Origin of the sequence: Streptosporangium subroseum, from assembly GCF_900188345.1 — a bacterium.
In the GTDB taxonomy this organism is placed as follows: Bacteria; Actinomycetota; Actinomycetes; order Streptosporangiales; family Streptosporangiaceae; genus Streptosporangium; species Streptosporangium subroseum.
Genome location: NZ_FZOD01000015.1, coordinates 78868 through 104022 on the forward strand (window position 1 = coordinate 78868; position 25155 = coordinate 104022).

Annotated in this window: 22 protein-coding genes; 5 read left to right on the forward strand and 17 right to left on the reverse strand. The window is 69.3% G+C overall.

The window, feature by feature from the left end; all coding sequences use genetic code 11:
- Positions 1 to 25: 25 nt before the first annotated feature.
- The 3 genes from CHC08_RS17385 to CHC08_RS17395 are packed head-to-tail and all read left to right on the forward strand — an operon-like array spanning position 26 to position 3118.
- Positions 26 to 1051, forward strand: coding sequence for a FecCD family ABC transporter permease (locus CHC08_RS17385; protein WP_179282085.1), 1026 nt, complete (start codon positions 26 to 28; stop codon positions 1049 to 1051).
- A 2-nt stretch (positions 1052 to 1053) separates the two neighbouring features.
- Positions 1054 to 2277, forward strand: a complete 1224-nt coding sequence (locus CHC08_RS17390; RefSeq protein ID WP_245878378.1) for a FecCD family ABC transporter permease — start codon at positions 1054 to 1056, stop codon at positions 2275 to 2277.
- 4 nt (positions 2278 to 2281) lie between these two features.
- Positions 2282 to 3118, forward strand: a complete 837-nt coding sequence (locus CHC08_RS17395) for an ABC transporter ATP-binding protein (RefSeq protein WP_089208344.1) — start codon at positions 2282 to 2284, stop codon at positions 3116 to 3118.
- 520 nt (positions 3119 to 3638) lie between these two features.
- Here the strand turns inward: CHC08_RS17395 and CHC08_RS17400 are convergent.
- Positions 3639 to 4583, reverse strand: coding sequence for a methionyl-tRNA formyltransferase (locus tag CHC08_RS17400; RefSeq protein WP_089208345.1), 945 nt, complete (start codon positions 4581 to 4583; stop codon positions 3639 to 3641).
- 85 nt (positions 4584 to 4668) lie between these two features.
- Here CHC08_RS17400 and CHC08_RS17405 point away from each other — a divergent pair, with 85 nt between their 5' ends.
- Entirely contained in the window at positions 4669 to 6009 is a 1341-nt protein-coding gene (locus tag CHC08_RS17405) for a lysine N(6)-hydroxylase/L-ornithine N(5)-oxygenase family protein (RefSeq protein WP_089208346.1), read from the forward strand.
- Between the two features lie 43 nt (positions 6010 to 6052).
- Here the strand turns inward: CHC08_RS17405 and CHC08_RS17410 are convergent, their stop codons facing one another.
- From CHC08_RS17410 to CHC08_RS17490, 16 genes are all read right to left on the reverse strand, one after another.
- The gene (locus tag CHC08_RS17410) at positions 6053 to 6760 is read right to left on the reverse strand and encodes a VOC family protein (RefSeq protein ID WP_089208347.1); all 708 of its coding nucleotides are present in this window, start codon (positions 6758 to 6760) and stop codon (positions 6053 to 6055) included.
- Positions 6761 to 7086: 326 nt separating this feature from the next.
- On the reverse strand, positions 7087 to 8145 hold the full coding sequence (locus tag CHC08_RS17415) for a serine hydrolase domain-containing protein (protein WP_245878379.1): 1059 nt from the start codon (positions 8143 to 8145) through the stop codon (positions 7087 to 7089).
- Positions 8146 to 8210: 65 nt separating this feature from the next.
- On the reverse strand, positions 8211 to 9128 hold the full coding sequence (murQ, locus tag CHC08_RS17420; protein ID WP_089208349.1) for an N-acetylmuramic acid 6-phosphate etherase: 918 nt from the start codon (positions 9126 to 9128) through the stop codon (positions 8211 to 8213).
- Between the two features lie 112 nt (positions 9129 to 9240).
- Positions 9241 to 10218 carry a GNAT family N-acetyltransferase gene (locus tag CHC08_RS17425; protein WP_245878380.1) on the reverse strand — a complete coding sequence of 326 codons (978 nt, stop codon included), beginning with the start codon at positions 10216 to 10218 and terminating at the stop codon, positions 9241 to 9243.
- Positions 10215 to 11225, reverse strand: a complete 1011-nt coding sequence (locus CHC08_RS17430; protein WP_089208350.1) for an ABC transporter ATP-binding protein — start codon at positions 11223 to 11225, stop codon at positions 10215 to 10217. The genes CHC08_RS17425 and CHC08_RS17430 overlap by 4 nt, the downstream gene beginning before the upstream one ends.
- Positions 11222 to 12262, reverse strand: a complete 1041-nt coding sequence (locus CHC08_RS17435; protein WP_245878381.1) for an ABC transporter ATP-binding protein — start codon at positions 12260 to 12262, stop codon at positions 11222 to 11224. The genes CHC08_RS17430 and CHC08_RS17435 overlap by 4 nt, the downstream gene beginning before the upstream one ends.
- Positions 12263 to 12517: 255 nt before the next feature.
- Positions 12518 to 13447: an ABC transporter permease gene (locus CHC08_RS17440; RefSeq protein WP_089208351.1), complete on the reverse strand. Its 930-nt coding sequence runs from the start codon at positions 13445 to 13447 to the stop codon at positions 12518 to 12520.
- Between the two features lie 76 nt (positions 13448 to 13523).
- A complete protein-coding gene (locus CHC08_RS17445; protein ID WP_089208352.1) occupies positions 13524 to 14567 on the reverse strand; it encodes an ABC transporter permease in 1044 nt (347 codons plus the stop codon).
- Positions 14564 to 16372: an ABC transporter substrate-binding protein gene (locus CHC08_RS17450; RefSeq protein WP_089208353.1), complete on the reverse strand. Its 1809-nt coding sequence runs from the start codon at positions 16370 to 16372 to the stop codon at positions 14564 to 14566. The genes CHC08_RS17445 and CHC08_RS17450 overlap by 4 nt, the downstream gene beginning before the upstream one ends.
- A gap of 442 nt (positions 16373 to 16814) precedes the next feature.
- Entirely contained in the window at positions 16815 to 17684 is an 870-nt protein-coding gene (locus CHC08_RS17460; protein ID WP_089208355.1) for an LLM class F420-dependent oxidoreductase, read from the reverse strand.
- 402 nt (positions 17685 to 18086) lie between these two features.
- The gene (locus CHC08_RS49615) at positions 18087 to 18389 is read right to left on the reverse strand and encodes a hypothetical protein (RefSeq protein WP_089208356.1); all 303 of its coding nucleotides are present in this window, start codon (positions 18387 to 18389) and stop codon (positions 18087 to 18089) included.
- 109 nt (positions 18390 to 18498) lie between these two features.
- Positions 18499 to 18954 carry a hypothetical protein gene (locus CHC08_RS17470; RefSeq protein WP_089208357.1) on the reverse strand — a complete coding sequence of 152 codons (456 nt, stop codon included), beginning with the start codon at positions 18952 to 18954 and terminating at the stop codon, positions 18499 to 18501.
- A gap of 158 nt (positions 18955 to 19112) precedes the next feature.
- Positions 19113 to 20492, reverse strand: coding sequence for an MFS transporter (locus CHC08_RS17475; RefSeq protein WP_089208358.1), 1380 nt, complete (start codon positions 20490 to 20492; stop codon positions 19113 to 19115).
- Positions 20489 to 21562 (reverse strand): MerR family transcriptional regulator, encoded by a 1074-nt coding sequence (locus CHC08_RS17480; protein ID WP_179282086.1) that lies wholly within the window; start codon positions 21560 to 21562, stop codon positions 20489 to 20491. The genes CHC08_RS17475 and CHC08_RS17480 overlap by 4 nt, the downstream gene beginning before the upstream one ends.
- A gap of 361 nt (positions 21563 to 21923) precedes the next feature.
- On the reverse strand, positions 21924 to 23429 hold the full coding sequence (araA, locus tag CHC08_RS17485) for an L-arabinose isomerase (RefSeq protein ID WP_089208360.1): 1506 nt from the start codon (positions 23427 to 23429) through the stop codon (positions 21924 to 21926).
- Positions 23426 to 24094: an L-ribulose-5-phosphate 4-epimerase gene (locus tag CHC08_RS17490; protein ID WP_089208415.1), complete on the reverse strand. Its 669-nt coding sequence runs from the start codon at positions 24092 to 24094 to the stop codon at positions 23426 to 23428. The genes araA and CHC08_RS17490 overlap by 4 nt, the downstream gene beginning before the upstream one ends.
- Positions 24095 to 24742: 648 nt before the next feature.
- Between CHC08_RS17490 and CHC08_RS17495 the strand changes: the two genes are divergently transcribed.
- Positions 24743 to 25144 (forward strand): histone-like nucleoid-structuring protein Lsr2, encoded by a 402-nt coding sequence (locus CHC08_RS17495; protein ID WP_089208361.1) that lies wholly within the window; start codon positions 24743 to 24745, stop codon positions 25142 to 25144.
- The last annotated feature ends 11 nt before the right edge of the window (positions 25145 to 25155 follow it).

Consider the following 25155-nt stretch of genomic DNA (forward strand, 5'->3'; position numbering starts at 1 on the left):
GAAGTCGAAAAGTGGAGACAGCTCGGTGACCCGGAACGAGAGGCTGCGCCCGGCCTTTCTCGTGGCGCTGCTCAGCGCCGTCCTCGTCGCGCTCTGCCTGCTGTCGATCGCGCTCGGCGCCCGGAGCATCCCCTTCGACCAGGTCGTCAGGGCGCTGTTCGGCCAACCGGGCAGCGAGCTCATCGAGAACGTCATCTGGTCGGTGCGGGTGCCACGCACCGCGCTCGGCCTCACGGCCGGCGCCGCCCTCGGACTGTCCGGCGCGCTCATGCAGGCGCTGACCCGCAACCCGCTCGCCGACCCGGGCCTGCTGGGCGTCAGCGCCGGCGCCTCCTTCGCGATCGTGCTGTCGGTCGCGGTGTTCGGGCTGGGATCGCTGTTCGAATACATCTGGTTCGCGTTCGCGGGCGCGCTCATCGCGAGCGTTCTGGTCTTTCTGCTGGGCAGGCTGGGGCGCTCCGGCCTGACGCCGGTCAAACTCGCGCTCGCCGGGGTCGCCGTGACCTCGCTGCTGTCCTCGATCACCAGTGCCGTCGTTCTGACCAACCCCGAGGCGCTCAACCGCTACCGCTTCTGGGCGGCCGGTTCGCTCGCCGACCAGGGCGGCGACGTGGTGCTCCAGATCCTGCCGTTCGTCGCCGCCGGCGCGGCGCTGGCACTGGCCTGCGCGCCCGCGCTCAACAGCCTGGCGCTCGGCGACGACGTGGCCGCCTCGCTGGGGCAGCGGCTCGGTCTCATCCGACTTCAGGGGGTAATCGCGATCACGCTGCTCACCGGCGCGGCGGTGACCGTCATCGGCCCCGTCGTCTTCATCGGGCTGGTGGTCCCGCACCTCGCCCGGATCCTCGTCCAACACGTAGGGCTGGGCCCCGACCACCGCTGGCTGCTACCGCTGTCGGCGGTGCTCGCGCCCTGCATGCTGCTGGCCGCGGACATCGTCGGACGGGTCATCGAACGGCCCCTCGAGATCCAGGCCGGGATCCTCGTCGCCCTGATCGGCGGCCCGTTCTTCATCGCCATGGTCCGCCGGCGCCGACTCGCGGAGGTGTGAGCATGGTTCGCCGGTCTCCCGACACCCGTCCCGACACCCCGTCCGACGCCCACCTCGGCGCCCCTGCCGACATCCGTCCCGACGGTCCGGCCGACGCCCGTCCCGATGCCCCTGCCGAAGGCCGTTCCCGCGGTTTCCTGAACCTCGGGAAGGCCCGGCTCCGCTCCGGCGGAACGGCCCCCGCGCCTTCCCACCGGACCTTCCGCCTGGCCGCGCCGCCCGTCTCCGGGATCCTGCGACCCCGGCTGATCGCGGTGTGCGCGGCACTCGCCGTCGCCACCTTCCTGATCCTCTGCTGGGGCGTCTCGACCGGTGACTACCCGATCGGCCTGACCGCGGTCATGAAGGCGCTGGTCGGCTCCGGCGACCCCGGGACCCTGCTGGTCGTCCGGGAGCTGCGGCTGCCGCGCGCCGTGGTCGGGCTGCTGGTCGGCGTCGCCTTCGGCATCTCCGGCGCGCTGTTCCAGACCATGACGCGCAACCCGCTGGCCAGCCCGGACATGATCGGCATCACCGAGGGCGCCGGCACCGCCGTCGTCGCCGGCATCGTGTTCGGCTGGAGCGGCGGCCTCGGCACCCAGACGTTCGGGCTGATCGGCGCGCTGGCCACCGCCCTGCTCGTCTACGTGCTGGCCTGGAAGCGCGGTACCACCGGCTACCGGATCGTCCTGGTCGGCATCGGGGTGTCGTGGATCTGCACCAGCGCCACCGACTACCTGGTGGCCAGGGGCGGGCAGTTCCAGGCGCAGGCCGCGCTCGGCTGGCTGGTCGGCAACCTCAACGGCCGCACCTGGGACCAGGTGGTCCCGCTCACCGTCGTCATGGTGGTGCTGGTGCCGGCGGCGCTCATGCTGAGCCGTCTGATGCGTACGCTCCAGCTCGGCGACGACGTCGCCGCCGGCCTCGGCACCCCCGTGCAACCCGTCCGTCTCGCCCTGCTGCTCACGGGCGTCGGGCTCATCGCCTTCGGCACCGCGGCGGCCGGCCCGATCGCCTTCGTGGCACTCGCCGCACCGCAGATCGCCCAGCGGCTGGCCCGCACCGCCTGGCCGCCCCCGATCGCCTCGGGACTGGCGGGGGCCATGGTCGTCCTCGCCAGCGATCTCATCGCGCGCACAATGATCTCCGGCACGGAACTGCCTGTCGGGATCGTCACCGGCGTCCTCGGGGCGCCGATCCTACTCTGGCTGCTCATCCGCGCCAACCGCGCGGGCTCAGGAGGCTGAACGCATGTCGACCATCGACCCGGACCTGCGGGCGAGCGGCCTTTCCCTGGCGTACGACAACCGGCTGGTCGTGGAGAATCTCGACCTGGTCGTCCCGCCGGGCCGCATCACCGCCATCGTCGGCGCCAACGCCTGCGGCAAGTCCACGCTGCTGCGGGCCCTGGCCCGGCTTCTCGCCCCACGTCAGGGAAGCGTCCAGCTCGACGGCCGCGCCCTGCAGTCCATCCCGACCAGGGAGCTGGCCCGGCGTCTCGGCATCCTGCCGCAGGGGCCGGTGGCCCCGGAGGGGCTGACCGTCATCGATCTGGTCAACCGCGGCCGTTCGCCACATCAGACCTGGTGGCGGCAGTGGTCGAAGGCCGACGAGCAGGCCGTCCACGGCGCACTGGCCGCCACCGGCATGACCGACCTCGCCAACCGCGCGGTCGACGAGCTGTCCGGCGGGCAGCGCCAGCGCGCCTGGATCGCCATGGCCGTCGCCCAGGGCACCCCGGTGCTCCTGCTGGACGAGCCGACGACGTATCTCGATCTGGCCCACCAGATCGACGTCCTGGACCTGGTCACGGACCTCAACCGGCGTGAGAACCGTACGATCGTGATGGTTCTCCACGACCTCAACCAGGCCTGCCGGTACGCCGACCACGTCATCGCCATGAAGTCCGGCCGCATCGTCGCCGAGGGCGCCCCGGCCGAGGTCATCACCGCCCGGTCCGTGGAGGAGATCTTCAACCTGCGTTGCCAGATCGCGACGGACCCGGTCAGCGGCACACCATTGATCATCCCGATGGGCCGCCACCACGACGTCTCCGACGTACAGGCGGTCGCCGGGACGGCCGGCTGAGCACCATCCTCACGACCGGCCGATACCGCGACGGAAAGGCGGAAAGTGGTAGCGACCGCTTCGGCGGCGCCCGTTCGGGCCCTGCGTCCGGCTAAGGGCCACCGAGTTGAAGGACGCGGTACGGCTCACCAGCAGCCAGCTCACGCCCTCCAGCACCCCGACGGCCACGCCGATCAGAGCGCCCCTGCCGACTGCGGCACCGGGCCTCGTCGTCTCCGTGGAGTAGCGATACGGCCACACGACGCCCCCTCCGCGATCACCTGCCTGCCGGAGCGGAGGCCGAAGCCCAGCCCGGGCTCTGGCCCGCGCGGCTGTCTTTCCTTGGCCATCCGGGTCGGCATGGAAGCCTGTGAAGCAGTCGGGCCCCAAGAAGACTCCGGGCGGCCGGGATGTCCGTGACGCGAACGGGTAGGGCCTGCTGACCCCACGATCTACTTATTCCGCCCTCAAAGCCAGCACGAAGGTTGCTACCGCCAAAATCCGGACCCCCCAATATGGGGCGCAACATCGGACACCACGTTCACGGCCGGGCGGTGAGGTAGCCGCCCATGGTCTGGAAGTAGTCGACTGCCGCGTGCTCCGTGCCGTCCTCGGTGCGCACCCGCTTGACGACCAGTCCGGGCCACTGTCCGCTCCGGGCGTCCAGTCCGGTGACGACGACCACACCGTCCCCCTCCCGGATGAAGACGCGCCCCGGGGTGCCGCCGTATCGGGCCTGCGACACCTCCGCCGACACGATCCGGATCCGCTCCCCGCGGTAGTAGGTGAACGCGTTGGGATACGGATCCGACTGGGCGCGCACCAGCCGCTCCAGGTCCTCCGCCGACCAGTTCCAGTCGATCCGGCCGTCCTCGATCGACCGCTTGTGGAAGAAACTCGCCTTGCTGCGGTCCTGCGGAATCCACTGCGCCCTGCCGGAGGCGATCAGGTCGAGCGACTCCTGCACGATCGGCTCGATCAGGTCGACCGTCCTGTGGAACAGGTCGGTCACGGTGTCGCCCGGCCCCACCGGCACGGCCCGCTGTATCACGATGTCACCCGCGTCCAGCTCGGCGTTCATACGGTGCGCGGTGACGCCGACCTCCTTCTCGCCGTTGATCAGGGCCCAGATCAGCGGCGAGAAGCCCGCGTACGCGGGCAGCAGCGAATCGTGGATGTTGAGCGTGCCGTGCGGCGGAATGTCGAAGATCTCCGGCGGCAGCCAGGTCCGCCAGTTGTTGGCGACGATGATGTCCGGCGCCGCGTCACGGAGCGCGCGGAGCAGCGCGTCGTCGGGCCGGGAGCGCAGCAGCACCGGGACACCGTGCTTCTCGGCGAGCTCCGCGACCGAGTCGTCCCAGATCTTCTCGTAGACGTGGTCGCTCTTGGGGTGGGTGACGACGAGGACCACCTCGTGATCGGAGTCCAGCAGAGCCTGCAGCGTGCGATGACCCCAGGTCTGGTAGCCAAACATGACGACCCGCATGGTGGATCCTCTCCTCGATATGCTTTCTTGCAAGGCAAGGCTAACCTTATCTAGGATGTGGCGCGCATAGGGAGGCGATGCCGCGGTGGACGACACACTGCACAGTGGTCCGGACAGCATCTACGACATCCTGGGGGTCGGTTTCGGACCCTCGAATCTGGCGCTGGCCATAGCCGTTGAGGAGCACAATGCGAGGGTTCCGGCCGCGGAGCGGCTCCGGGCCGGGTTCCTGGAGAGGCAGCCGCACTTCGGCTGGCACCGGGGAATGCTCATCGACGACGCGACGATGCAGGTGCCCTTCCTGAAGGACCTGGTCACCATGCGCGACCCGTCGAGTGACTTCAGCTTCCTGTGTTACCTGCAGGAGCGCGGCAGGCTGGTGGATTTCCTCAACCAGAAGACCCTCTTCCCGCTACGGGTGGAGTTCCACGACTACTTCGAGTGGGCCGCCGCCCGGGTGAAGCACCTGGTCGCGTACTCCGCCGAGGTTCTGGCCGTCGAGCCGGTGATGACGGAGGACGGCGAGATCCGCTGGTTCGACGTGATCAGCCGTGACCCCGCCGACCCTGCCCGCACGATCCTGCGCCGGGCTCGCAACATCTCCGTGGCCACCGGTCTCGAACCCCACCTGCCGCCGGACACCGTTCTCTCCGACCGGGTCTGGCACACCAGTCAGCTGGTCCCGCGCGTCGCCGAACTGGTCGCCGCGGGCGTCCCGGTGCGCCGCGCCGTCGTGCTCGGCGCCGGGCAGAGCGCCGCCGAGGCGGTCGACTACCTGCACCGCACCCTCACCGAGACCGAGGTCTGCGCGGTCCACGCCAAATACGGCTACACCCCCGCCGACGACAGCCCCTTCGCCAACCGAATCTTCGATCCCGAGGCGGTCGACCTCTACTTCAACGCCCCTCCCGGGGTGAAGCAGTCCTTCTTCGACTACCACCGCAGCACCAACTACTCGGTGGTCGACATGGACCTCATCCAGTCCCTGTACTCGACCACCTACCGCGAGAAGGTCCAGGGCCGGCAGCGCCTGCGCATTCTCAACGTCTCCCGCATCCGGGACGTACGCGCCCTGGACGACCGCCTGGACGTCACCGTGGAGTTCCTGCCCACCGGTGAGCGGAAGGTCCTCGCCGTGGACGTCCTCGTCCACGCCACCGGCTACCGCTCCTCGGACATCGGCGTCATCCTCGGCGACGCGGCCAAGCTCTGCCTGCGCGACGAGGAGGACGCCGTCCGCGTCGGCCGCGACCACCGCGTCGAGCTCACCCCCGAGGTCACCGCCGGCATCTATCTTCAGGGCGGCACCGAGCACACCCACGGCATCACCTCCACCCTCCTGTCCACCACCGCCATCCGCGCCGGCGAGATCCGCGACTCCCTTCTCGCCGCCCGCGCGTCCACGCTGGCCGACATCCCCGCCTGAACCTTCGCGCGACGGGACGGCACCGCCGTCCTCGCACGCGGGGTCAGTCCCTTCCCTGCCATGTCGTCACGCACGCCTCATTGCCCTCGGCGTCCGCCAGCACCCAGAAGGCGGGCGCCGCGGCGTCGGACAGCAACACCCCGCCCGCCGCCAGCGTGGCCTCGATGCGATGGGACGCCTCGTCGTGCGGGACCGAGACGTCGAAGTGGATCCGGTTGCGCTGCGGCCGTGGCGCGTCCATCTGCTGGAACCAGATCGCGGGCCCCTGGCCGACGGGATCGACGAGCGGGTCCTCGTCCCCCGACGCGCCGGCCTCGTCGTCGTAACCCAGCACCGCCTTCCAGAACGGACGAATGGCGGCGATGTCGAGCGCGTCGATCCCGATCTCAAGGATCTGAACCGACCGCGGCCCCTGAGCGTCGACCTCGGGGTCGGTACGCAGCCCGAGGTCGCCCACCGTCGCGGAGATCCGGCCGGCGAGCTCGATCTCGAACGGTGTCACCCGGCCGACGGCGAACGACTGCAGCGTGAGGACCACCCGATCCCGGCGGACGTCCAACCGCAGGCTTCCTTCGCCGTCGTCACCGGCCGTGGCCACCACGCGCGCGGCGACCTCCGCCGACTGCGCCAGCGACGCCACGGGCACCGACGCGCACACGGCCCCCAGGACGTAGCGCCACCCCAGATCGCCGACGGCGTCGGAGATCTCCTGCCGGCTCAGTCTCCTGCCGGTATCCAGATTCTGTGTCATCTCGCCATGATCGCAGCGCGAATCCGGGCGCGCGATTTTTCCAGCGGGCCGATGTCACACTTCCGGGCCGCCGACCATCTAGATCATGACAAACAAGCCACCCGTGATCGGCCGGCGCGACGCCGCCGGCCGTTCAGGGACGACATGAAAGGAGGAACGATGTTCTTCGGACTTTTCACCTGGTTCCCTGAGGATGACTCGAAGTAGCGGCACCTTGAGGGCGAGCACTGTCAGCGGCCTCATCTGATCCTCATCTGATGGCCGCCCCGTCTCCTGCGGGAGGGTCCACAGGAGACGGGACGGGCCCCCAGGGTCGGACGAGACGTTCAGGACAGGCGCATGGCCTCGGCGGCCACGGCGTGGCGGAGGTCGCGGATGCCCGCGCGGCCGCGGAGCGGGTGGACGTTGTTGGTCAGCAGGACGACCGTGAGGGCGCGTACGGGGTCGACGACGAGCGAGGTCCCGGTGAAGCCGGAGTGGCCGTAGGCGTCGGTCAGCGGGCCGACGATGGCGGGATCGCCGATGCGCACCCCCAGGCCGTGGCGGAAGTCCGCGCCCCTGACGCCCTGGTCGCGGGTCATCTCGGCGGTCGCGTCCGGGCTCAGGATCGGGGCTCCCCCGGTGCGTATCACCTCGGTGAAACGCACCAGGTCGTCGGCCGTGGAGAAGACGCCGGCGTGCCCGGCGACCCCGCCCAGGCCGTACGCGGTCTCGTCGTGGACCTCTCCCCGCACGCATCCGGGGCCCGGGCGTTCGGGCTTGTCCTCGGTGGCGACGGCCCGCGATCGCAGGGATTCGGCGGGCAGGTATCCGGTGTCAGGCAGACCCAGCGGGCCGGCGACCCGGGCTCGCAGCAGCTCGTCCAGGGACGCTCCCCCGGCGATCTCGGCCACCCGTCCCGCCGTGATCAGTCCGACGTCGGAGTAGAGGTAGCGCTCACCCACCGGGTGGAGGGCCCGCGTCGACAGGATCCGGTCCATCCGTGAGGCATGGACCTCGGGACCGTCTCCGGGGATCTCCTCGTGGGCCCTGCGTCCGGGCGGCAGGCCCGCGGTGTGGGTGAGCAGGTGCCGCAGGGTGACCTCCGGGGCACCGGCGTAGCCGGCGGGCAGCCAGGTGGCGACGGGTTCGTCCAGGTCGAGGCGGCCCTCCTCGGTCAGCGACAGGATGACGGCCGTCGTGAAGAGCTTGGTGATCGACGCGAGGTCGAAGATCGAGTCGCGGCGGACCGGAGGGCGGTCGTCCGCCAGCTCCTCCGAGACCGCCGCGTACCGTACGGTCTCCCCCACCGCGGCGGCGGCCACCGTGGTCCCGTCCACGGCGATCACGGCGACCGCGGCCGAGCACACGCGCGGCACCGCCGCCGCCAGGATCCCTCCGAGCACGGAGGAGGACTCAATGCCCCCGTGAACACCGGGCCTCTCCGACGCCCCCGGCCCGCCGAGCCCCATCAGGCACCTCGTGCCTTCTCCGCCTCCAGCGCCGCCTCCAGACGGTCTCCGTGGCTCTCCAGCAGGGCTCGGGCGTCGTCGGCGCCGAGTCCGTACTCGATCATCAGCACCGCGATCTTCACGTTCCAGCCGGCCGCCTCCAGCGCGGGGCGGGTGACGGAGAGTCCGGCGCCGGTGATGTCGCCGACCATCCGGGCGGCCCGGTCGGCGAGCTTGGAGTTCATCGCCGACACCTCGATCATGGTGTTCCCGTAGGTCCGGCCCAGCCTGACCATCACGATCGTGGAGATCATGTTGAGGACCAGCTTCTGCGCGGTCCCGGCCTTGAGCCTGGTCGATCCGGTCACCACCTCCGGTCCGACGATCACCTCGATGGGGTGCGTCGCCGCCTCGGAGAGCGGGGTTCCGGCGTTGCACGACAGTCCCGCGGTCAGGGCTCCGCGACGGCCCGCCTCGGCGAGCGCCCCGAGGACGAACGGCGCCCGGCCGCTGGCGGAGACACCCACCACCGAGTCGAGCGCGCCCACGCCCCGCTCCGCGATCGCGGCGGCTCCCCCGGCGTGGTCGTCCTCCGCGCCCTCGACCGAGCGGGTCAGCGCGGGCTGGCCGCCCGCGATGATGCCCTGCACCAGCTCCGGGTCGGTGCCGAAGGTCGGCGGGCATTCGGAGGCGTCCAGTACGGCCAGCCGGCCCGACGTCCCGGCGCCCACGTAGAACAGGCGTCCCCCCGCCTTCATCCGGGTGACGACGGCGTCGACCGTGGCCGAGATCTCCGGGATCACCAGGGCCACCGCCGCGGGCACCGTGATGTCGGCGGCGTTCATCAACCGGGCGACCTGCTCGGTCGAGAGCCGGTCGATCTGGCTGTAGCGCGGATCGCTCTGTTCCGTGGACAGAGCTGCGAGTGAATCAATCATGTCGTCTCATGTCGCTAATTTTCATATCACACTTCTATTAAGTAGATTATCTTCTATCAGTGAAGCCCCGCCCACCGTGTCGAATCGAACACCTCGGCGGATCCGGCCGCCATCACAGGTCACGGCGGTAGAGCCAGAAGACCCGTTCTGCGCGTGCCCCGACGGCTCGGGAGTAGAAACCCAGCGGTCCCACCCAGCCGATCTGCGCGCTCGCCATGCCCGCGGTCTGCTGCTCGGCGAGACAGAGGCGCAGCAGCACCCGGCCGATGCCGAGCCCCCGCGCGGCGGGGGCGGTGCCCATCGGGCCGAACCAGGCGGGCCTGGCGCCCCACGCGGCGAAGCCGAGGATCTCCCCCTCTCTGGCGGCGTAGTGGCAACCTGTCGCCTGCCCCACCTCCCACGCCCAGTTCTCGTTCCAGTGCTCCCGGACGAAGGCGAGCACGGCGGCGCGGTCCGCGGGACCGGCCGCGTGCACGGTGACGTCCTCCCGTGCGAGCCGTACGAGATCGGTGTACGTCGTCAGCGGGGAGGTCAGGTCGGCGGTCATGTTCCAGGCGACGTGGTAACGCTCGTACCCGAGGCTCTCGGCCAGGCAGGCAGCCACGGTGTAGCGCACGTCGATGCCCGGCCAGGCGTAGCAGGGCGGGTTGCCGGCGAACCGGGCCTCGACCGCGCCCTCGCCGCGCAGCCAGCCCTCGGCCGCGACGACCAGTGCCCGCCCGAGGCCCCTGCCCCGGACGTCCGGATGTGTGGCGAGCAGGTCGATGTGCCCGATGGACCGGTCTCGTGCCGACAGCGAGGCGAACACCACGCCCTTGAGGTCGTCGGTCACCAGCGCCGTCCAGCGACGTCCGGGCGGCGGCGCCGAGAGCCGGGCCACCAGGTGCGGCGCCTCCTCGGCGTCCAGGGTGAGCGCCGAGGAGGCGAGCTCGCCGAGCGCCGCCGCGTCGGCGGCCGCGGCCTCGCGAATCCCCTCGGCGGGCGTGAACCTGCCCTTTTTCCCCACGTCGGCGACCGGCGAGGCGAGGTCGTGGACATCCGCTCCGGCGGCCCGCATGACGGGATCGTAGACGTCCCCCAGGGGGTTCATGCCCGGCCCGCCGGCATGGCGACGACGCTTCGGCGCCGGGGGTGGAAGCAGGCGTGTTCCTGGGACGTGCCCTCGGCGTGGCCGAGCACCGGGTGCTCCGATTCGCAGCGGCCGGTGCGGAACGGGCAGCGCCGCGCGAACAGACAGCCCGCGTCGTGGTTGCCCTCGTCGAGCGCCTCGGTCGGCACCACCGGCTCCTCGCCCGGCTGCTCCAGGCCGCGCAGTACGGGAATGGCCGACAGCAGCGACTGCGTGTAGGGGTGGACGGGGTCGGAGATGATCGTCTCCACGTGGCCCCGTTCGACGACCTGCCCGCGGTAGATGACGTACAGCTCGCCGTCCTCGCCGATGTAGCGGGCGGTGGCCACGTCGTGGGTGATGAACAGCACGCTCACGCCGAGCCGCTCGCGCAGGTCCTTGAGCAACGCCAGGATACCCAGCCGCAGCGATACGTCGATCATGGAGACGGCCTCGTCGGCGACGAGCATCTCCGGGTCGACCGTGAGCGCGCGGGCGATGACGACCCGCTGGCGCATGCCGCCGGAGAGCTGGTGGGGATAGCGCGGCAGAACGTAGCCGGGGTCGAGCCCGACCAGTTCCAGCAGCTCCTCCGCCCGTCCCTCCACCCACGACCGCGAACGGCCGGTCCCCTTGGCCCGAAGGTCGAGGGGCGCGTTCAGCGTCTGGTGGACCGTGCGGGTCGGGTTCAGCGCCGAGTACGGGTCCTGGTGGATGAGCTGGATCCGGCGGAAGTACGGCTGCCGCTGCTTCGGACGCAGTGACGACATGGGAGTGCCGTCAATGGTGATCTCCCCGGCGTCGTGGCTCTCCAGCCCGGCGATGATCCGCCCCAGCGTCGTCTTGCCGCTGCCGGACTCACCGATGAACGACGCCGCGCCGCCCTTCTTGATGGCGAAGTCGACCCCGCGCAGTGCCTTGACCTCCCGCCCGGCGAGGACGCTGCCCCGCTGCCTGAAGGTCTTCGTGATGCCCTGCCCAGTGATCACCCCTGCTCCCCCTTCGCTCCGTGCGCCTTCGCGCTTCCCTGTGTCCCCGCCGCGACCCGTCGCCTTCCGCCTTCCGCCTCGGCCTCCGCCGCGACCGCGTGGCACGCCACGATCCACTCCCCCCGGGAGATCGCGGGCGGTTCCTCCGTCTCGCAGACGGCCATCCGCAGATGGCAGCGCTCCCTGAAGACGCATCCCCGCGCCGGGATCGTCCCAAGCGTCGGCGGGCGGCCGGGCAGTGCCCGGGCCTCGCCGATGTCGCCCACGAGGCGCGGGATGGCCCGGATCAGTCCCTGGGTGTAGGGGTGGCGGGGCGCGCCGAGCACCTCCATGGTCGGCCCCTGCTCGACCACCCGCCCGCCGTACATGACGGCCAGCCGGTCGGCGACCTCGGCCACCACGCCGAGGTCGTGGGTGATGACGAGCGTGGTGAGCCCGCGCTCCTCGTGCACCTCGCGGATGATCCGCAGGATCGTGGCCTGGGTGATCATGTCGAGCGCGGTGGTGGGCTCGTCCAGCACGACGAGGTGCGCGTTGAGGACCAGCGCGAGCATGATGCCCACGCGCTGGCGCATCCCGCCCGACAGCTCGTGCTGGTGGGAGTCGAGCACGCGGGCGCCGTCCATTCCCATCCGGCCGAGCAGTTCCTTGGCATCCCTGACCAGCTCGCGCAGGTCGTCCACCTCGTGCGAGCGCCCGAGGTCGAGGAGCTGCTTGCCGACCGTCTTGAGGGGGTTGAGAGAGTTCTGGGCGGCCTGGAAGACGTATCCGATGTGCCGGCCCCTCGCCTTGCGCAGCGCGTCTCCTCCCAGCCGCACGACGTCGCCGAGACCGTCGATCTCCACGCTGCCCGCGCTGATCCTGCCGGGCGGCTGGACGGCGTTGAGCAGCGACAGCGCCAGGGTGGACTTCCCGGAACCGGACTCGCCGACCACGCCGGTGATCGTGCCGGGAACGAGCTCCAGGTCGATTCCGCGTACGGCGGGGAGCTCCCCCGCCGGGGTCCGGTAGACGACGGAGAGGCCGCTGACGCGCACTCCCGGCGCCTTCTTCCCGGGGAACGCCTTCTCTGGTTCTCCAGGGGGTGAGACCTCCGCGGGTCTCCCGGACCGCTCGGGCCCTCCGGGCTGCTCGGATCTCCCGGACCGCTCGGGTCCTCCGAGTTCCTCGGGTCTTCCGGACCGCTCGGACCGCTCGGACCGCTCGGACCGCTCGGGGAGCGATGTCCTCTCAGGAGAGGACGCCTCCCTTTCGGGAGCCGGTGCCTTCTTGGTGGGGAACAGGAACATCCGTCACTCCTCCCTCAGCCGGGGATTGAAGATCTCGTCCATCGCGTCGACGACGAGCACGATGCCCAGGGTGAGCAGCAGGATCGCCAGCAACGGCGCCAGCAGGTACGGCAGCGCGGCGGTGGTCGTCAGCGCGCCGCCCCCGAACACGGCGAGGTTGAGCATCACACCCCAGTTGTTGGCCTCGAACGGCAGCACACCCAGGAAGAACAGCCCCACCTGCGCGTATACCGCGCCGGTCACCGCGATGAGCATGTTCATCGCGATGAAGGGGGCCATGCTGGGCAGCAGTTCCCTGCCGATGATGTGCTTCGTGGACAGGCCCAGCCCCCTGGCCGCCTCGATGAACCCGCGCTCGCGCAGGGACAGGGTCTGGGCTCGTACGGAACGTGCCACCCCGCCCCAGCCGAGGAGGCCGAGCACCAGCCCCATCTCGAACGCGCTGGTGAACTTCCACACGGTCGACAGGACCAGCAGCAGCGGCAGACCCGGGATCGCCAGGTTCATGTCGGTGATCCGCATGAGCAGGCTGTCCCAGCGCCCCCGCCTGAACCCGGCGAACAGCCCGACGCCGGTGCCGAGCACGATCGCGATGACCGCGGTGATCAAGCCGGTCAGCAGGACGTACCGCGCTCCGGTGATCACCAGGGCGAGCACGTCGGTGCCCTCGAAGTCGGTGCCGAAGGGGTGGATCAGACTTGGCGCCGCGTAGAGCGCGTTGTTGTCGCGCGGCAGCTGCGCGGGATAGAACAGCGGCCCGAACGCGCCCATGACCGCGAACACGGCCAGGATGATCACGCCCAGCATCCGGCTGGGCTTGCGCCGCAGCACCCGCCCGACACCGCGCCAGAAGTTTCGTCGCAGGGTCGCGCGGGCGCCGCCGGTCGTGCGCGTGCCGCCCGGGGCCCCCGGGATGATGGTCGGCGCGGTCATGCGATCCCCTCCGCCGGTCGTGTGGCCATCGGGCTCGCCGGCATCACAACGCCGTGGCCTCCGTCGCGTCTCCAGGTCATGAGGCGGTCCCCCCTCCGCTCCGCACGCGCGGGTCGATCGCGGTGTACAGCATGTCCGCCACGATGTTGGCGACGACGATCGCCACGGTGATCAGCAGGAAGGCACCGCCCATCAGCGCGTAATCGCGGCTGGTGATGCTGTTGATCAGCAGCAGCCCCAGTCCCGGATAGTTGAAGATCCGCTCGATGAAGATCGCACCGCCGAAGAGCATGCCCAGCGAGAGCGCGAGGATGGTGAACAGCGGCAGGATCGCGTTGCGGGCCACGTAGCGGAAGATGATCCCGCGCTTGAGGCCGCGCAGTTCGGCGGCGAGGATGAAGTCGTCGCCGAGCACCGTGACCACGCTCGACTTCATCGCCAGGATCCAGCCTCCGTAGCTGGCCAGCGCGTAGGTCACGATCGGCAGCGCGGCGTGCTGGATCAACGAGCCGATGTAGCCGGCGTTGAAGCCGGGTTCGAACAGGATGTCCGCCGTGCCGCCGGAGGGAAAGATCGGCAGCAGGGTCGTGAAGATCGCGGCTATCAGCAGCGCGAGGACGTACTGCGGCAGGCCGTGCAGGAGCGAGCCCGAGAGGGCCAGGACGTCGCCGAGCTTGCCCGACCGCTTCATCGCCGCGTAGACGCCGACGGTGATGCCGACCATGAAGCTCAGCAGGGTGCCGACCAGGACCGGGACGATCGTCCACGCGACCGCCGAGCCGAGCAGCGTCGTGACCTGCACGCCGGGTGTGCTCAGTGACTGCCCCAGGTTGAGGTGGAACAGCCCCCTCATGTAGTCGAGGTACTGCTCCCACAGGGTTCCGCGCGGCAGGAAGCCGTACAGCGCGGCCGTGGCCCGCTGGGCCTGCTCCGGCGACATGCCCTTCTCGACCAGGCTCTCGTAGCGGGCGAGCAGGGGGTCGCCGGGGATGTGCCTGATGATTACGAAACTGATCGTGGTGACCACCAGGATCATGACGAATCCACGGACCAGGTGGCCCGCCAACCGCCGTACGACGTTGTTCACCCCGGGAAGACGCCGGGCCCCGATGGCTGTCATGCCTGCTTCCTCTTGATCAGTCCGAGCTGGATCCAGACGCCGGAGGTGAGCCGCAGCGTGTCGCTGTTGTTCGGCGGGAAGCCGGTGAAGCGGGTGGTGTTGACGAACTGGGTGTTGACGTAGTCCCACATCTGGATCACCGGCAGGTCCTGGTTCGCGGCCTCGGCGAGAATCCCGATGATCTTCTTCTGCTCCGCCTCCGGGGCCGAGTTCAGTTTGACCGCCAGCTCGCCGGGGTCGACCTTGCCGACGCCCTTGACCTCGATGGTCTCCGGGCCGCCCATCCAGTTGCCCTCCTTGCCCGGCGCCACGTGCTTGAGCCTGCCGCCGAAGAGCTGCCAGCCGTTCGACGCGCCGTACAGGCGCTGGAAGATGTTGTACGGCGAGGGCCCGAGCGCGACCAGCCAGAATCCGATGTCGTACTTACCCGCGGCGATCTCCTGCAGGTAGAGCGGGTAGTCGGCGGTGGTGACGACCTGGGCGTCGATCCCGGCGTCGTTGAGCTGGCTGGTGACGGCCTTCGCGCCGGCCACCCAGTCGGAGAACGACGCGGGCACGTTGATGGTCAGCTTCCAGGGGGTGCCGTCCGGCATCGTCCACTTGCCGTCGATCTTCCTCATGCCCGCGGCCTCGAGCTCCTTCGCGGCCTGGGCGGGGTCGACCCTGTAGGGATTGAGCGCGGCGAACCTGGCGCCGAGCCAGGCTTCGGCGGCCTTCTGGTGCATGCCGGAGGTGGTCAGCGCGGCGACGCCGCCCTCCGGCGAGGCGACCTTCGTGACCTGCTTGCGGTCGATCAGGTAGGCCAGCGCCCGGCGGACGTGCACGTTGTCGTAGGGCTTCTTGGACTGGTTGAACGCCAGCGCGTTGCCGACCGGCGAGTATCCCTGGACGACGCCGTTGCCCGAGGTCTGGACGATGCGCTCCATGACGTCGGCGGGGAGCGCGGTGAACGGCGCGTTGTCCAGCTGCCCGGAGATCAGGTAGTTCCAGATCTGCTCGTTGCCGGTGTAGTTGAGGATCTTCACCTTGTCGGGGGCCACGTTGGCGGCGTTGTAGAAGTTCTTGTTCTTGACCAGCAGAGCCTCACCGGGATTCATCCGCGCCAGCGTGAACGGCCCGGCGGAGACGTCCTTGGGCGGGGCGAAGGCGATGACCTTGTCGGCCAGGCTGGTGATCTCGGCACGTGCCGCGTCAGCTCCGGGGGCGGTGCTCTGCGCGAGCTTCAGCTTGGCCCAGAAGTCGGCGGGCAGCGCTCCGGCCCAGACGTGCTCCGGGACGATGAAGGTCTGCATCACGCCCTGGACGAAGGAGTTGCTCGGGTTCTTCGCCGACTGGGTGATCTTGATCGTGTGCTCGTTCACGATCTTGATGTCGGAGGCCGTGCCGGCCGCCGAGGGGTCGAGCGCGTAGGCGGTGCCGCCCTGGGTGTAGGCCAGGCCGATGGAGAACTTCACGTCCTCCGCGGTGATCGGCGCGCCGTCGGACCACTTGCCGTTCGGGCGGAGATTGATGGTGATCGAGGACTGGTGGGGAGCGATCTTCCAGCTCTCCGCGACACCCGGGTAGAACTGGTCCGAGTCGGTCAGATCATTCTTGGTCCACCCGAGCCACTGGGCGTTGTACCCCAGGAAGGCGTTGCCCTTGGGGTTGTACGGGTTGATCGGCGCGTTCGCGTCGAGGCCCGGCTTGAGAGCGTCGATCGTCGTGTAGAGGCCTTCTCTATCCGCGGCGGAGCCGCCTCCTCCGCCACACGCGGTGGCGGAGGTGAGGGCGAGCAACACCGCTACCACTGCTAGTCGCTTCATGAACTACTCCGGGGAGTCTTGCGAGGTCAGGACGTCGGGGTTGTCCGGACACTACGTTCATCCAGCGACCTAAGTCAATAAATTCCAAAGTCGGCGATTCTTATGAAACTTTCCTTCATATGCCGTCCGCCGATGCTCGGTGTCGCGGAACTCCCGCCCCGAAAGGGGATCGGGGCCACCACGCGGACGGCGGCGCCCGCCCCCGCCCTGTCCCCCGGCCCCTATCCGCGGCCTTTAATTTTTACGTTCCGCCCCCCGAATGGCGGCGCACGGAGCGGACGAGCACACGCCCGAGCCATCCATGGCCGTCGAGAGAACTGACATCCTGCACCCACTTCTGGCCGGGCAACGACCAGGCCGCCTCCGTGGCCGCCGCACGGAAGGAGTTCGGCGATGAGGTGCCGGCGGCCGAGGAAGGACTTACCGTCACGCTCGGACGGAACTAACCTTTCCGCAGTTCGAGGGTCTCGGCCGCGGTCGCCAGCGCGGCCAGGTGCTCGTCGACCGTGCGCAGTCCCGCCTTCATGGTGCTGACGGCGAGGTGAGTGGCACCGGACTCCCGCCACCGGCGAGCCAGATCGTCCAGCTCCTCCGCGCTGCCCGTCCAGCTGACCCGGCCTTCCATGCCGAGCACGGAGGGGTCGCGTCCCGCCTGCACCGCGGCCTCCTCGACCATCGCCTTGGCCTCGTCCAGCTTCGGGCCCGGAGGCATCTGCGGGAACCAGCCGTCGGCCAGCCGTCCGGCACGGCGGTACGCCACGGGCGACTGCGCACCGAACCAGATGGGGATCGGCCGCTGCACGGGCAGGGGCGCCAGCCCCGCTCCCGTCACCCGGTCATAGGTGCCGTCGAAGGTGATCGACTGCTCGGTCCACAACCGGCGCATCAACTCGATCTGTTCCTCGACGCGCTTACCCCGGGTGGTGAAGTCCTGGCCGAGGGCTTCGTACTCGACCGCGTTCCATCCCAGTCCCACGCCCAGCCGCAACCGGCCGTCACTGAGCAGATCGACCTCCGCCGCCTGCTTGGCCACCAGGGCCGTCTGCCGCTGGGGCAGGATGATGATCGCGGTGACAAGCTCCAGCGAGGTCAGCGCGGCGAGATACCCGAAGAGGACCATCGGTTCGTGGAACGTGTCCCGCACGTCGTAGACACCCTGCCAGTCCTGGTGGACCGCCGGATCGGCGCCGAGAATATGGTCATAGGCCATCAGGTGCCGGAAGCCGAGCTCCTCCACCCCTTGCGCGTAGGCGCGCACCGCGCCCACGTCCCCGCCGAGCTCGGTCTGGGGAAAGACAACACCGATCTGCATTCATGGCTCCCGTCAACGGTCAGACGAACTCATCGATCATCATTCCGTACATGACACCGTTCAACCGCATGCGACGCCCTGACCGCCGGTTCGAGGAGAAAGATCTACATCTGGAACGCCTCGGGGTGGCTTCCGTCTCACGGGGTCGGCACGATGAGCGTTGGATCGGCCGATGGCAGCAGAATCGAAGACGGCTCCCTGACCGGCAGCCTGGAAGGCGAGTTCGGCGTCGACTCAAACCGCTGCGACGACACCAAATCCTGCGGAAAGTATGCCGGTAGCAGCCCAATCACCAGTGCCTCCGGCAAGAAGGAAATCGGGCCGGCACGCTTCATGCACAACGACCGGCTCATCGATGAGGACCGGTCACAGCGCGGCACCGCACACGCGCCATGCTGTACCTCAGTGCCGCGCCAACCACCGGCCCGCCGCCGCCCAGGCATTACGAGACGCCTCGGAAAAATCCCCTTGCGCCAGCTCGCGTTGGTCACGCTCCACGTTTGCGGTATGCACCATCCAGACAGCCAGGCCGAGGCTCACGAGCATGGCGAGCACCAGGACGGCGAATCCCAGCCAGCCCAAAACGCTCCATTGCTCGTACGGACTCACTTGATACTGCGTCCGCACCATCGATTCCATACCCATGAGTGCCGCTGCGATCGCGTACATGACCACCGGAAGGAAGAAAAAAGCTCGCTTACGCATGAGATCAATTGTGCACCTTGGCCTCTTCACTCCAAGAGCTTCTATGCACATGCGTCGCTCCACCCACCGGCCCCAGCCCTTCGGATCGGCGCCGACCGCTCCAGTCCCGCTACATGAGACCCTTATGCGCGATCCAGGCGATCAGCGCGAAAATCGACACAAAGATGAGCCCCATGCTCGCCCACGAGGCCCAATCGAGCGGGCCCGTTGTATAGGGGTCCCCGCCATCCGTGGACGCGAGCAACGAGAAAATCGATGACAGCGTCGCCGCCATCACTACAAGCATGGCGCCCGAGGACATGAGCAGGCGATTACGCGGCCCATCCGATGCTTCCCCTGGCGCAGGCTCGTCATACTCATGTCTGCGGGCCTTGCGAAAACCCTCCACGGCCACCGTCAGCGCAAGAGCCATGCCAAGGCCTGAGGTGACCAAGGCCGCCCAGTCGAACGGTCCACGCACATAGGGGTCTACGCCGCTTATCCATTTGAGACCACGGATCGCCACTGACAGCAGCAGCACGCCGATGAGCAGTTTGAACGGACCAGGCGGCATTTTAAAGAACACGTCGTCATTATGCTGGTTGCCTCGGCTTTCGTTGTTGCTAATGAAAGATGTGGCCGAGCCCTGATGAGTTCGAGAATCTCGACCATGCGATGCACGCCTTCATCGAGGATTTCTGCGAGCCACTACGGTGACGGCCGACCGGCAGCGTCCGCCGGGCCTCATCGGCGGTCCGCCGTCGGGGCGGTGTAGCGCCAGAACTGAGGCACCGCTCTGATGATCACGGCGACGGTCGCCGCGGTGAGCAGGCCGCCGACGCAGATCGTCACCTGGGGGCCGTACGCCGCCGCGGCGGTCCCGTGCAGCAGGCTGCCGAGCTGCGGACCCCCCATGAGGACGACGGTGAGCGATCCCTGGATCCGGCCGCGCAGGGCGTCGTCGGTGTACGCCTGCGAGATGGCGTTGCGGAAGGTGCTGAGCACGAAGTTCACCGCCCCGCCGAATATGAGCGCCACCAGTGCGAGCCAGAGTCGCGGAGCCAGCCCGAGGACCACGACGGCTCCTCCCCAGGCGAGGGCGGCCGACGCCATCAGGGCGCCGTGGCGGCGCGCGTGCGTGAACGTCCCCGACATCAGCCCGGCCGCGAAGACGCCGGCCGGATAGGCGGCGTAGAGCAGGCCCAGTTCCCAGCCTCCTCCCACGGGTCCTCCGTAGGTGCGTTGCGCCAGCTCCGGAAGGAGCGCCGTCGGCATCCCGAAGACCATCGCGGCGAGGTCCACCGCCACCAGGGCCGCGAGCACCCGGCTGGTGAGCAGATGGCGGAACCCGGCGAACACCTGCCCGAGCGTGAACCGGCGCCGGCCGCTCCGTGCCGTCGCCTCGTTCGGCGGCGCTTCCGAGATCCCGTCGTGCGGCGCCGGGTGAGGGCCGGGCAAGATCGGCGGCAGCGTGACGACCGCCCATATGACGGCCAGCAACGCGACGGCGTCGAACAGGTAGAGCGTGCCGAGCCCGGCCACCGGAATCAGCACGCCCGCCAGCAACGGGCCCATGATCGATCCGGTGTACCGGACGAGGGAGCTGAGGCCATTCGCCGCCGGCAGCAGCTCGGCGGGGACGAGACGGGGCACCGCGGCCCCCATCGTCACCATGATCGACCCGAAGGTCAGCCCCTGGCACGCCACCAGCACCAGGAGGACGGCGACGGAGCGGCTCCCCAACGCCGCCTGGACCCACAGCGCCACGTAGGTCAGTGCGAGGCCGCAGTGCGCGGCCAGCAGCAGCCGCCGCCGATCCACGATGTCGGCGAGGGCTCCGACCCCCAGCGACGCGACGACCAGGGCGATGAACGACACCGCGGCCGCGGCGCCGACGGCCGCGGAGGAGCCGGTCAACGTGAACAGCTGCGTCGGTACCGTGACCACGCTGAACGAGCCACCGACCGCGGAGATGACCGAGGCGATCCACAACCGCCGGTAGGCGGGGATCGCCAGGGGCCGCCGGTCGAGCGTGTACGTGCCGAAGGAGCGAGCGGCCGGCGCGTTCCCCTTTTCCGCACCGCCGTCGCGGCGGGCCCGGCCGACCGGACGGAATCCGGTCAAAGCGTCACCACATCGGCCACCACACAGGCGATGTTGTCCGGTGCGCCCGCGGCGTACGCCAGCCTGACCAGCTCATCGAGGACCTGATCGGGGTCCCCCTCGCCGCTCAGCACGCCGTGCAGGGACTCCTCCGGGACGACGGCGGACAGCCCGTCGGAGCAGAGCAGGTAACGGTCGCCGGCCGCGGCCGTGTGCAGCGACAGGTCCGGCTGGGATCCGCCCGTACCCGTGAGCGCGCGGACCAGCAGGGAGCGCTGCGGATGCGAGGCGGCCTCCTCGGGGCTGAGGTTGCCCGCGTCGACCAGCGACTGCACGTGGGTGTGATCATGGGTGATCTGGAAGATCTCGCCGTCGCGCAGCAGATACGCCCGCGTGTCGCCGATGTGCACCAGCGCCAGCTGGGAGCCCGACCACAGCATCGCGGTCAGCGTGGTGACCGCCTCACCGGACGGTGTCGACTCGGCGATGTCCTGAATCGCCCGGCCGGCCTGACCGACCGCGTCGGTGAGCGCGCCGAGAAGGTCGCCGGCGGGTACGGCCCTCGTCTCCAGCGGCTTGAGCGCGTCGATGGCCGCCGCGCTCGCGAGATCTCCGCCCGGCCCGCGCACCCCGTCGGCCACCGCCAGCAGCCGGGTGCCGGCGTAGACGGCGTCCTCGTTGCTCGTGCGGACCAGTCCCAGCTCCGACCGGGCCGCATAACGGATTCCGATCATGGTTTCCCTGTCTTCCACGGCGCTGCCTCTTCCTGAGAGATAGTCGACGAGGAAGGTGGCCAGCTGTTCGCGGGCGGCGGCTTCGGCCGCGATCTGCGCGCGGTAGCCGGCGATCTGCTCGGCCGCCGCCTCCGGCTCCAGGTCGCACACCTGGCGGATGCGGGCCAGCGGCATTCCCAGCCGCCGAAGCCACACGATCAGCCGTGCCCGCTCCAGCTGCGCCGGATCGTAGAAGCGGTATCCCGACTCCCCGTCCACCGCGGCCGGCCGGAGCAACCCGAGCTCGTCGTACAGCCGTAACGCCTTCGGCGACAGTCGCGCGGCCCGGGCGAACGCCCCGATCGTCAGCAGCTCCACGCCCAACCCTCCTCGTGCCGGCCAAGGCGACCGGCACCATGATGCTGGGCCTTCACCCAGGGGCAAGGTCCACCCCTCACCGTGAATCAGGCCGTGAACGACAGAAGTCGTCACCGCCGAGCACGTCACCGTACGGGGTGTCGCCCAGAGATCGAACCGGCGCGCTTCCGGTGGGCTCCGCCGGGCCGGCGGCGCCGGTCCGGCGAGCGGATCGTGGAGACCGGTCATGGACGCGCCGACGGCGGTCGCGGATCGCGACCGCCGTCGGTGCGGAGTTCCCGCACCCCGGGGGACGGCCGGGCCGTCACCGTTCCCCCGAATCCTCCGAACCGGCCTGGGCCCCGGTTGTGGTGACGCTCTCTCAGAAGCCCTGGGCCAGGCGGTAGTAGGCCTGGTTCCAGCGGATCTCCTTGGCGAACTCCCGGATCTTGGTATCCGCGTCGATGACAAGCAGCTCGACACCGACCATGTCGGCGAGGTCGGCGAGCTCCTCAACACCGATGGCAGAGGAGAGCACCGTGTGATGCGGGCCTCCGGCCGTCAGCCACGCCTCCGTGGAGGTGCGCAGGTCGGGCAGCGGCTTCCACACCGCACGGGCCACCGGGAGGTTCGGCAGCGGCTCGGTGGGGGCGACCACCTCGATCTCGTTGGCGACCAGCCGGAACCGGTCCCCCATGTCCGCCAGGCCCACGACCACCGCGGGACCGGGCTCGGCGTCGAAGACGAGCCTGACCGGGTCCTCCCGGCCGCCGATGCCCAGCGCGTGGATCTCGCACGAGGGCACGCCCTCGGCGATGGACGGGCACACCTCGAGCATGTGGGCGCCGAGAATGCGCTCCTGCCCCGGCTCCAGGTTGTAGGTGTAGTCCTCCATGAACGACGTCCCGCCGGTCAGCCCGCCGGCCATCACCTTCAGCGTGCGCAGCAGTACGGAGGTCTTCCAGTCTCCCTCGCCGCCGAAGCCGTAGCCGTCGGCCATCAGCCGCTGCACGGCCAGACCGGGGAGCTGCCGCAGCCCGCCGAGGTCCTCGAAGTTCGTGGTGAACGCGCCGAAGCCGCCGGAGACGAGGAAGTGCCGCAGGCCGAGCTCGATCCGCGCGGCGTAGCGCAGCGAGTCGTGCCGGTCCCCGCCGGAGCGCAACTCAGGCACAACCCGGTAGGTGTCCGCGTATTCGCCGACCAGCGTGGTCACCTCGGACTCGGCGACGTCGTCGACGGCCGCCACCAGGTCGTTGACGCCGTAGGTGTTGACCGACACGCCGAACCGCCGCTGGGCCTCCACCTTGTCGCCCTCGGTAACCGCGACGTCGCGCATGTTGTCGCCGAACCGGGCCAGCCGCAGCGAGCTCAGTTCCGCGCGCCCGGCCGCCGCCCGCGCCCACGCGCCGATCCGCTCCGCCACCGAGGGGTCGCTCACGTGCCCGGCGACGGTCTTGCGGGCCACCCCGAGCCGCGACTGGATGTAGCCGAACTCCCGGTCGCCGTGCGCCGCCTGGTTGAGGTTCATGAAGTCCATGTCGATGGAGCTCCACGGCAGCGTCACGTTGGCCTGCGTGTGCAGGTGCAACAGGGGTGTCCGCAGCGCGTCGAGCCCGGCGATCCACATCTTCGCCGGCGAGAACGTGTGCATCCACGCGATCACGCCGGCGCACGCGTCCGAGGTGTTCGCGTCGAGGCAGATCCGCCGAATCGACTCGGCGTCGGTGAGCACCGGCTGCCACACCACGCGGATGGGTACGCCGGAGGCGTCGTTCAGGGCGTCGGCGATCTGCCGCGACTGCTCAGCGACCTGGCGCAGAGTGTCATCGCCGTAGAGTGCCTGGCTTCCCGTGAGGAACCAGATCTCGCGCTCTTCGAGGGACTTCACCTGTCGGCTCCTTGCCCATAGACGTTCTGGTAACGGTCGTAAAGCTTGTCGACGTCGTCCGGCGCTATCTTGACGGGTTCGCCGATCTGCCGGGTGATGTGCACGGTCCGTGCCACGTCCTCGCACATCACCGCGGCCTTGACCGCGGCCTTGGCCGAAGCGCCGATGGTGAACACCCCGTGGCTGCGCATCAGCACGGCGGGCGAGCGATGACCCGAGAGGGTCTCGACGATGCCCCGGCCGATGTCGTCGCCGCCGATCAGCGCGAACGGGCCGATCGGGATCTCCCCGCCGAACTCGTCGGCCATCGCCGTCAGCACGCACGGAATGGCCTCGCCGCGTGCCGCCCACGCGGTCGCATAGGTCGAGTGGGTGTGCACCACACCGTTGACCTGCGGCATGTTCCGGTATACATAGGCATGCGCGAACACGTCACTCGACGGCTTCAACCCGCCGTCCACCGGTTCGCCGTACAGGTCGCACAGGACCATCGACTCCGGCGTCAGCTCCTCGTACGGCAGGCCGCTCGGCTTGATGAGCATCAGCTCCTCGCCGGGGACTCGCGCGGAAACGTTGCCCGCGGTCCACACGACCAGCTCGGAGGCGACCAGCTGCCGGTGGTGCTCCGCGAGTTCCTCACGGAGCCGGGTAAGGGGTACGGTCATCGTCTCCTCGCTCACTAACCTATCGCTTGCTTGTGATTGCGTTAACGGCCATGACATGGGCCGATCCGGCGCGGAACGATCCCATGGAGGCAAGCCCCTTTCCTTCAGGGACAAGCGCCTTTCTGCTGAGGAACGACTACGTGAGCGGACTCCGGGGGCCTCTCGGACGACGATCTCCGATCCGGCGGTCCGGGGGTCACGCACACTGGGGCCTCTGAGTGTTTGCGATAACAGGGTTAGGTGTCAAGCCCAGACCAGGCTCTCCCAGGGAACCGCATTTTTCCTGTTAAAAAGGAGGAGCTGTTTGACCCCGTCCAGTGATAGCGCTAACACTCACCGCGTCAACCCCGCTCCTGTTACCTGGACGCCCTCCTTCGAGGGAACCACCGGGAGATCTGCCGGGGAATCCCCGGGGATTTTCCCGGGAACCCCCGAAAAACACAGCCCGTCGCCTGCCTCGACCCACCCGCGGGCGCGGCGGTCCCGGCGACCGGCGGTACGGATCCCGTCCGGCCCGGCAGGGCCGGGAAAACCTCGTGGATCGACAAACAAATCGACAAACAATGAGCCAAGAGCATGATCGATCCGGCCCGGGGCGGCAGGATGCCACGGGCGACAGCGACCAAGATTCATTGGGAAGGACGGCAGATGGCACAGAAGGTGATCCTGGTGGACGACCTCGATAATTCCGAGGGATCCGACGTGATACGCCGGGAATTCCCGTTGCTCGACAGGACCTTCGCCATCGACCTGTCAGACGGCAACCAGCAGAGACTCGGCGACGCCCTCGCCTTCATCGAGAGGATCCTGGAGAGATCTCGCGAGGTCAAGCAGGCCACCCGCTCCAGGAAGGCCGTCGACACCGCGCCCCGGCTGCGCGGCTACACCAACACCGACGTTCGCGAATGGGCGCGCGACCAGGGGCTGGAGATCTCCCCTCGCGGAAAGATCACGGACGAGATCGTCGACAGGTTCATCGCCGCCCACCCCGACGCGACGCCGGAGGAGCAGGACGCGCCGGACACGCCAGGCGCACAGCACGAGGTCTGAGTTCGAGGGAG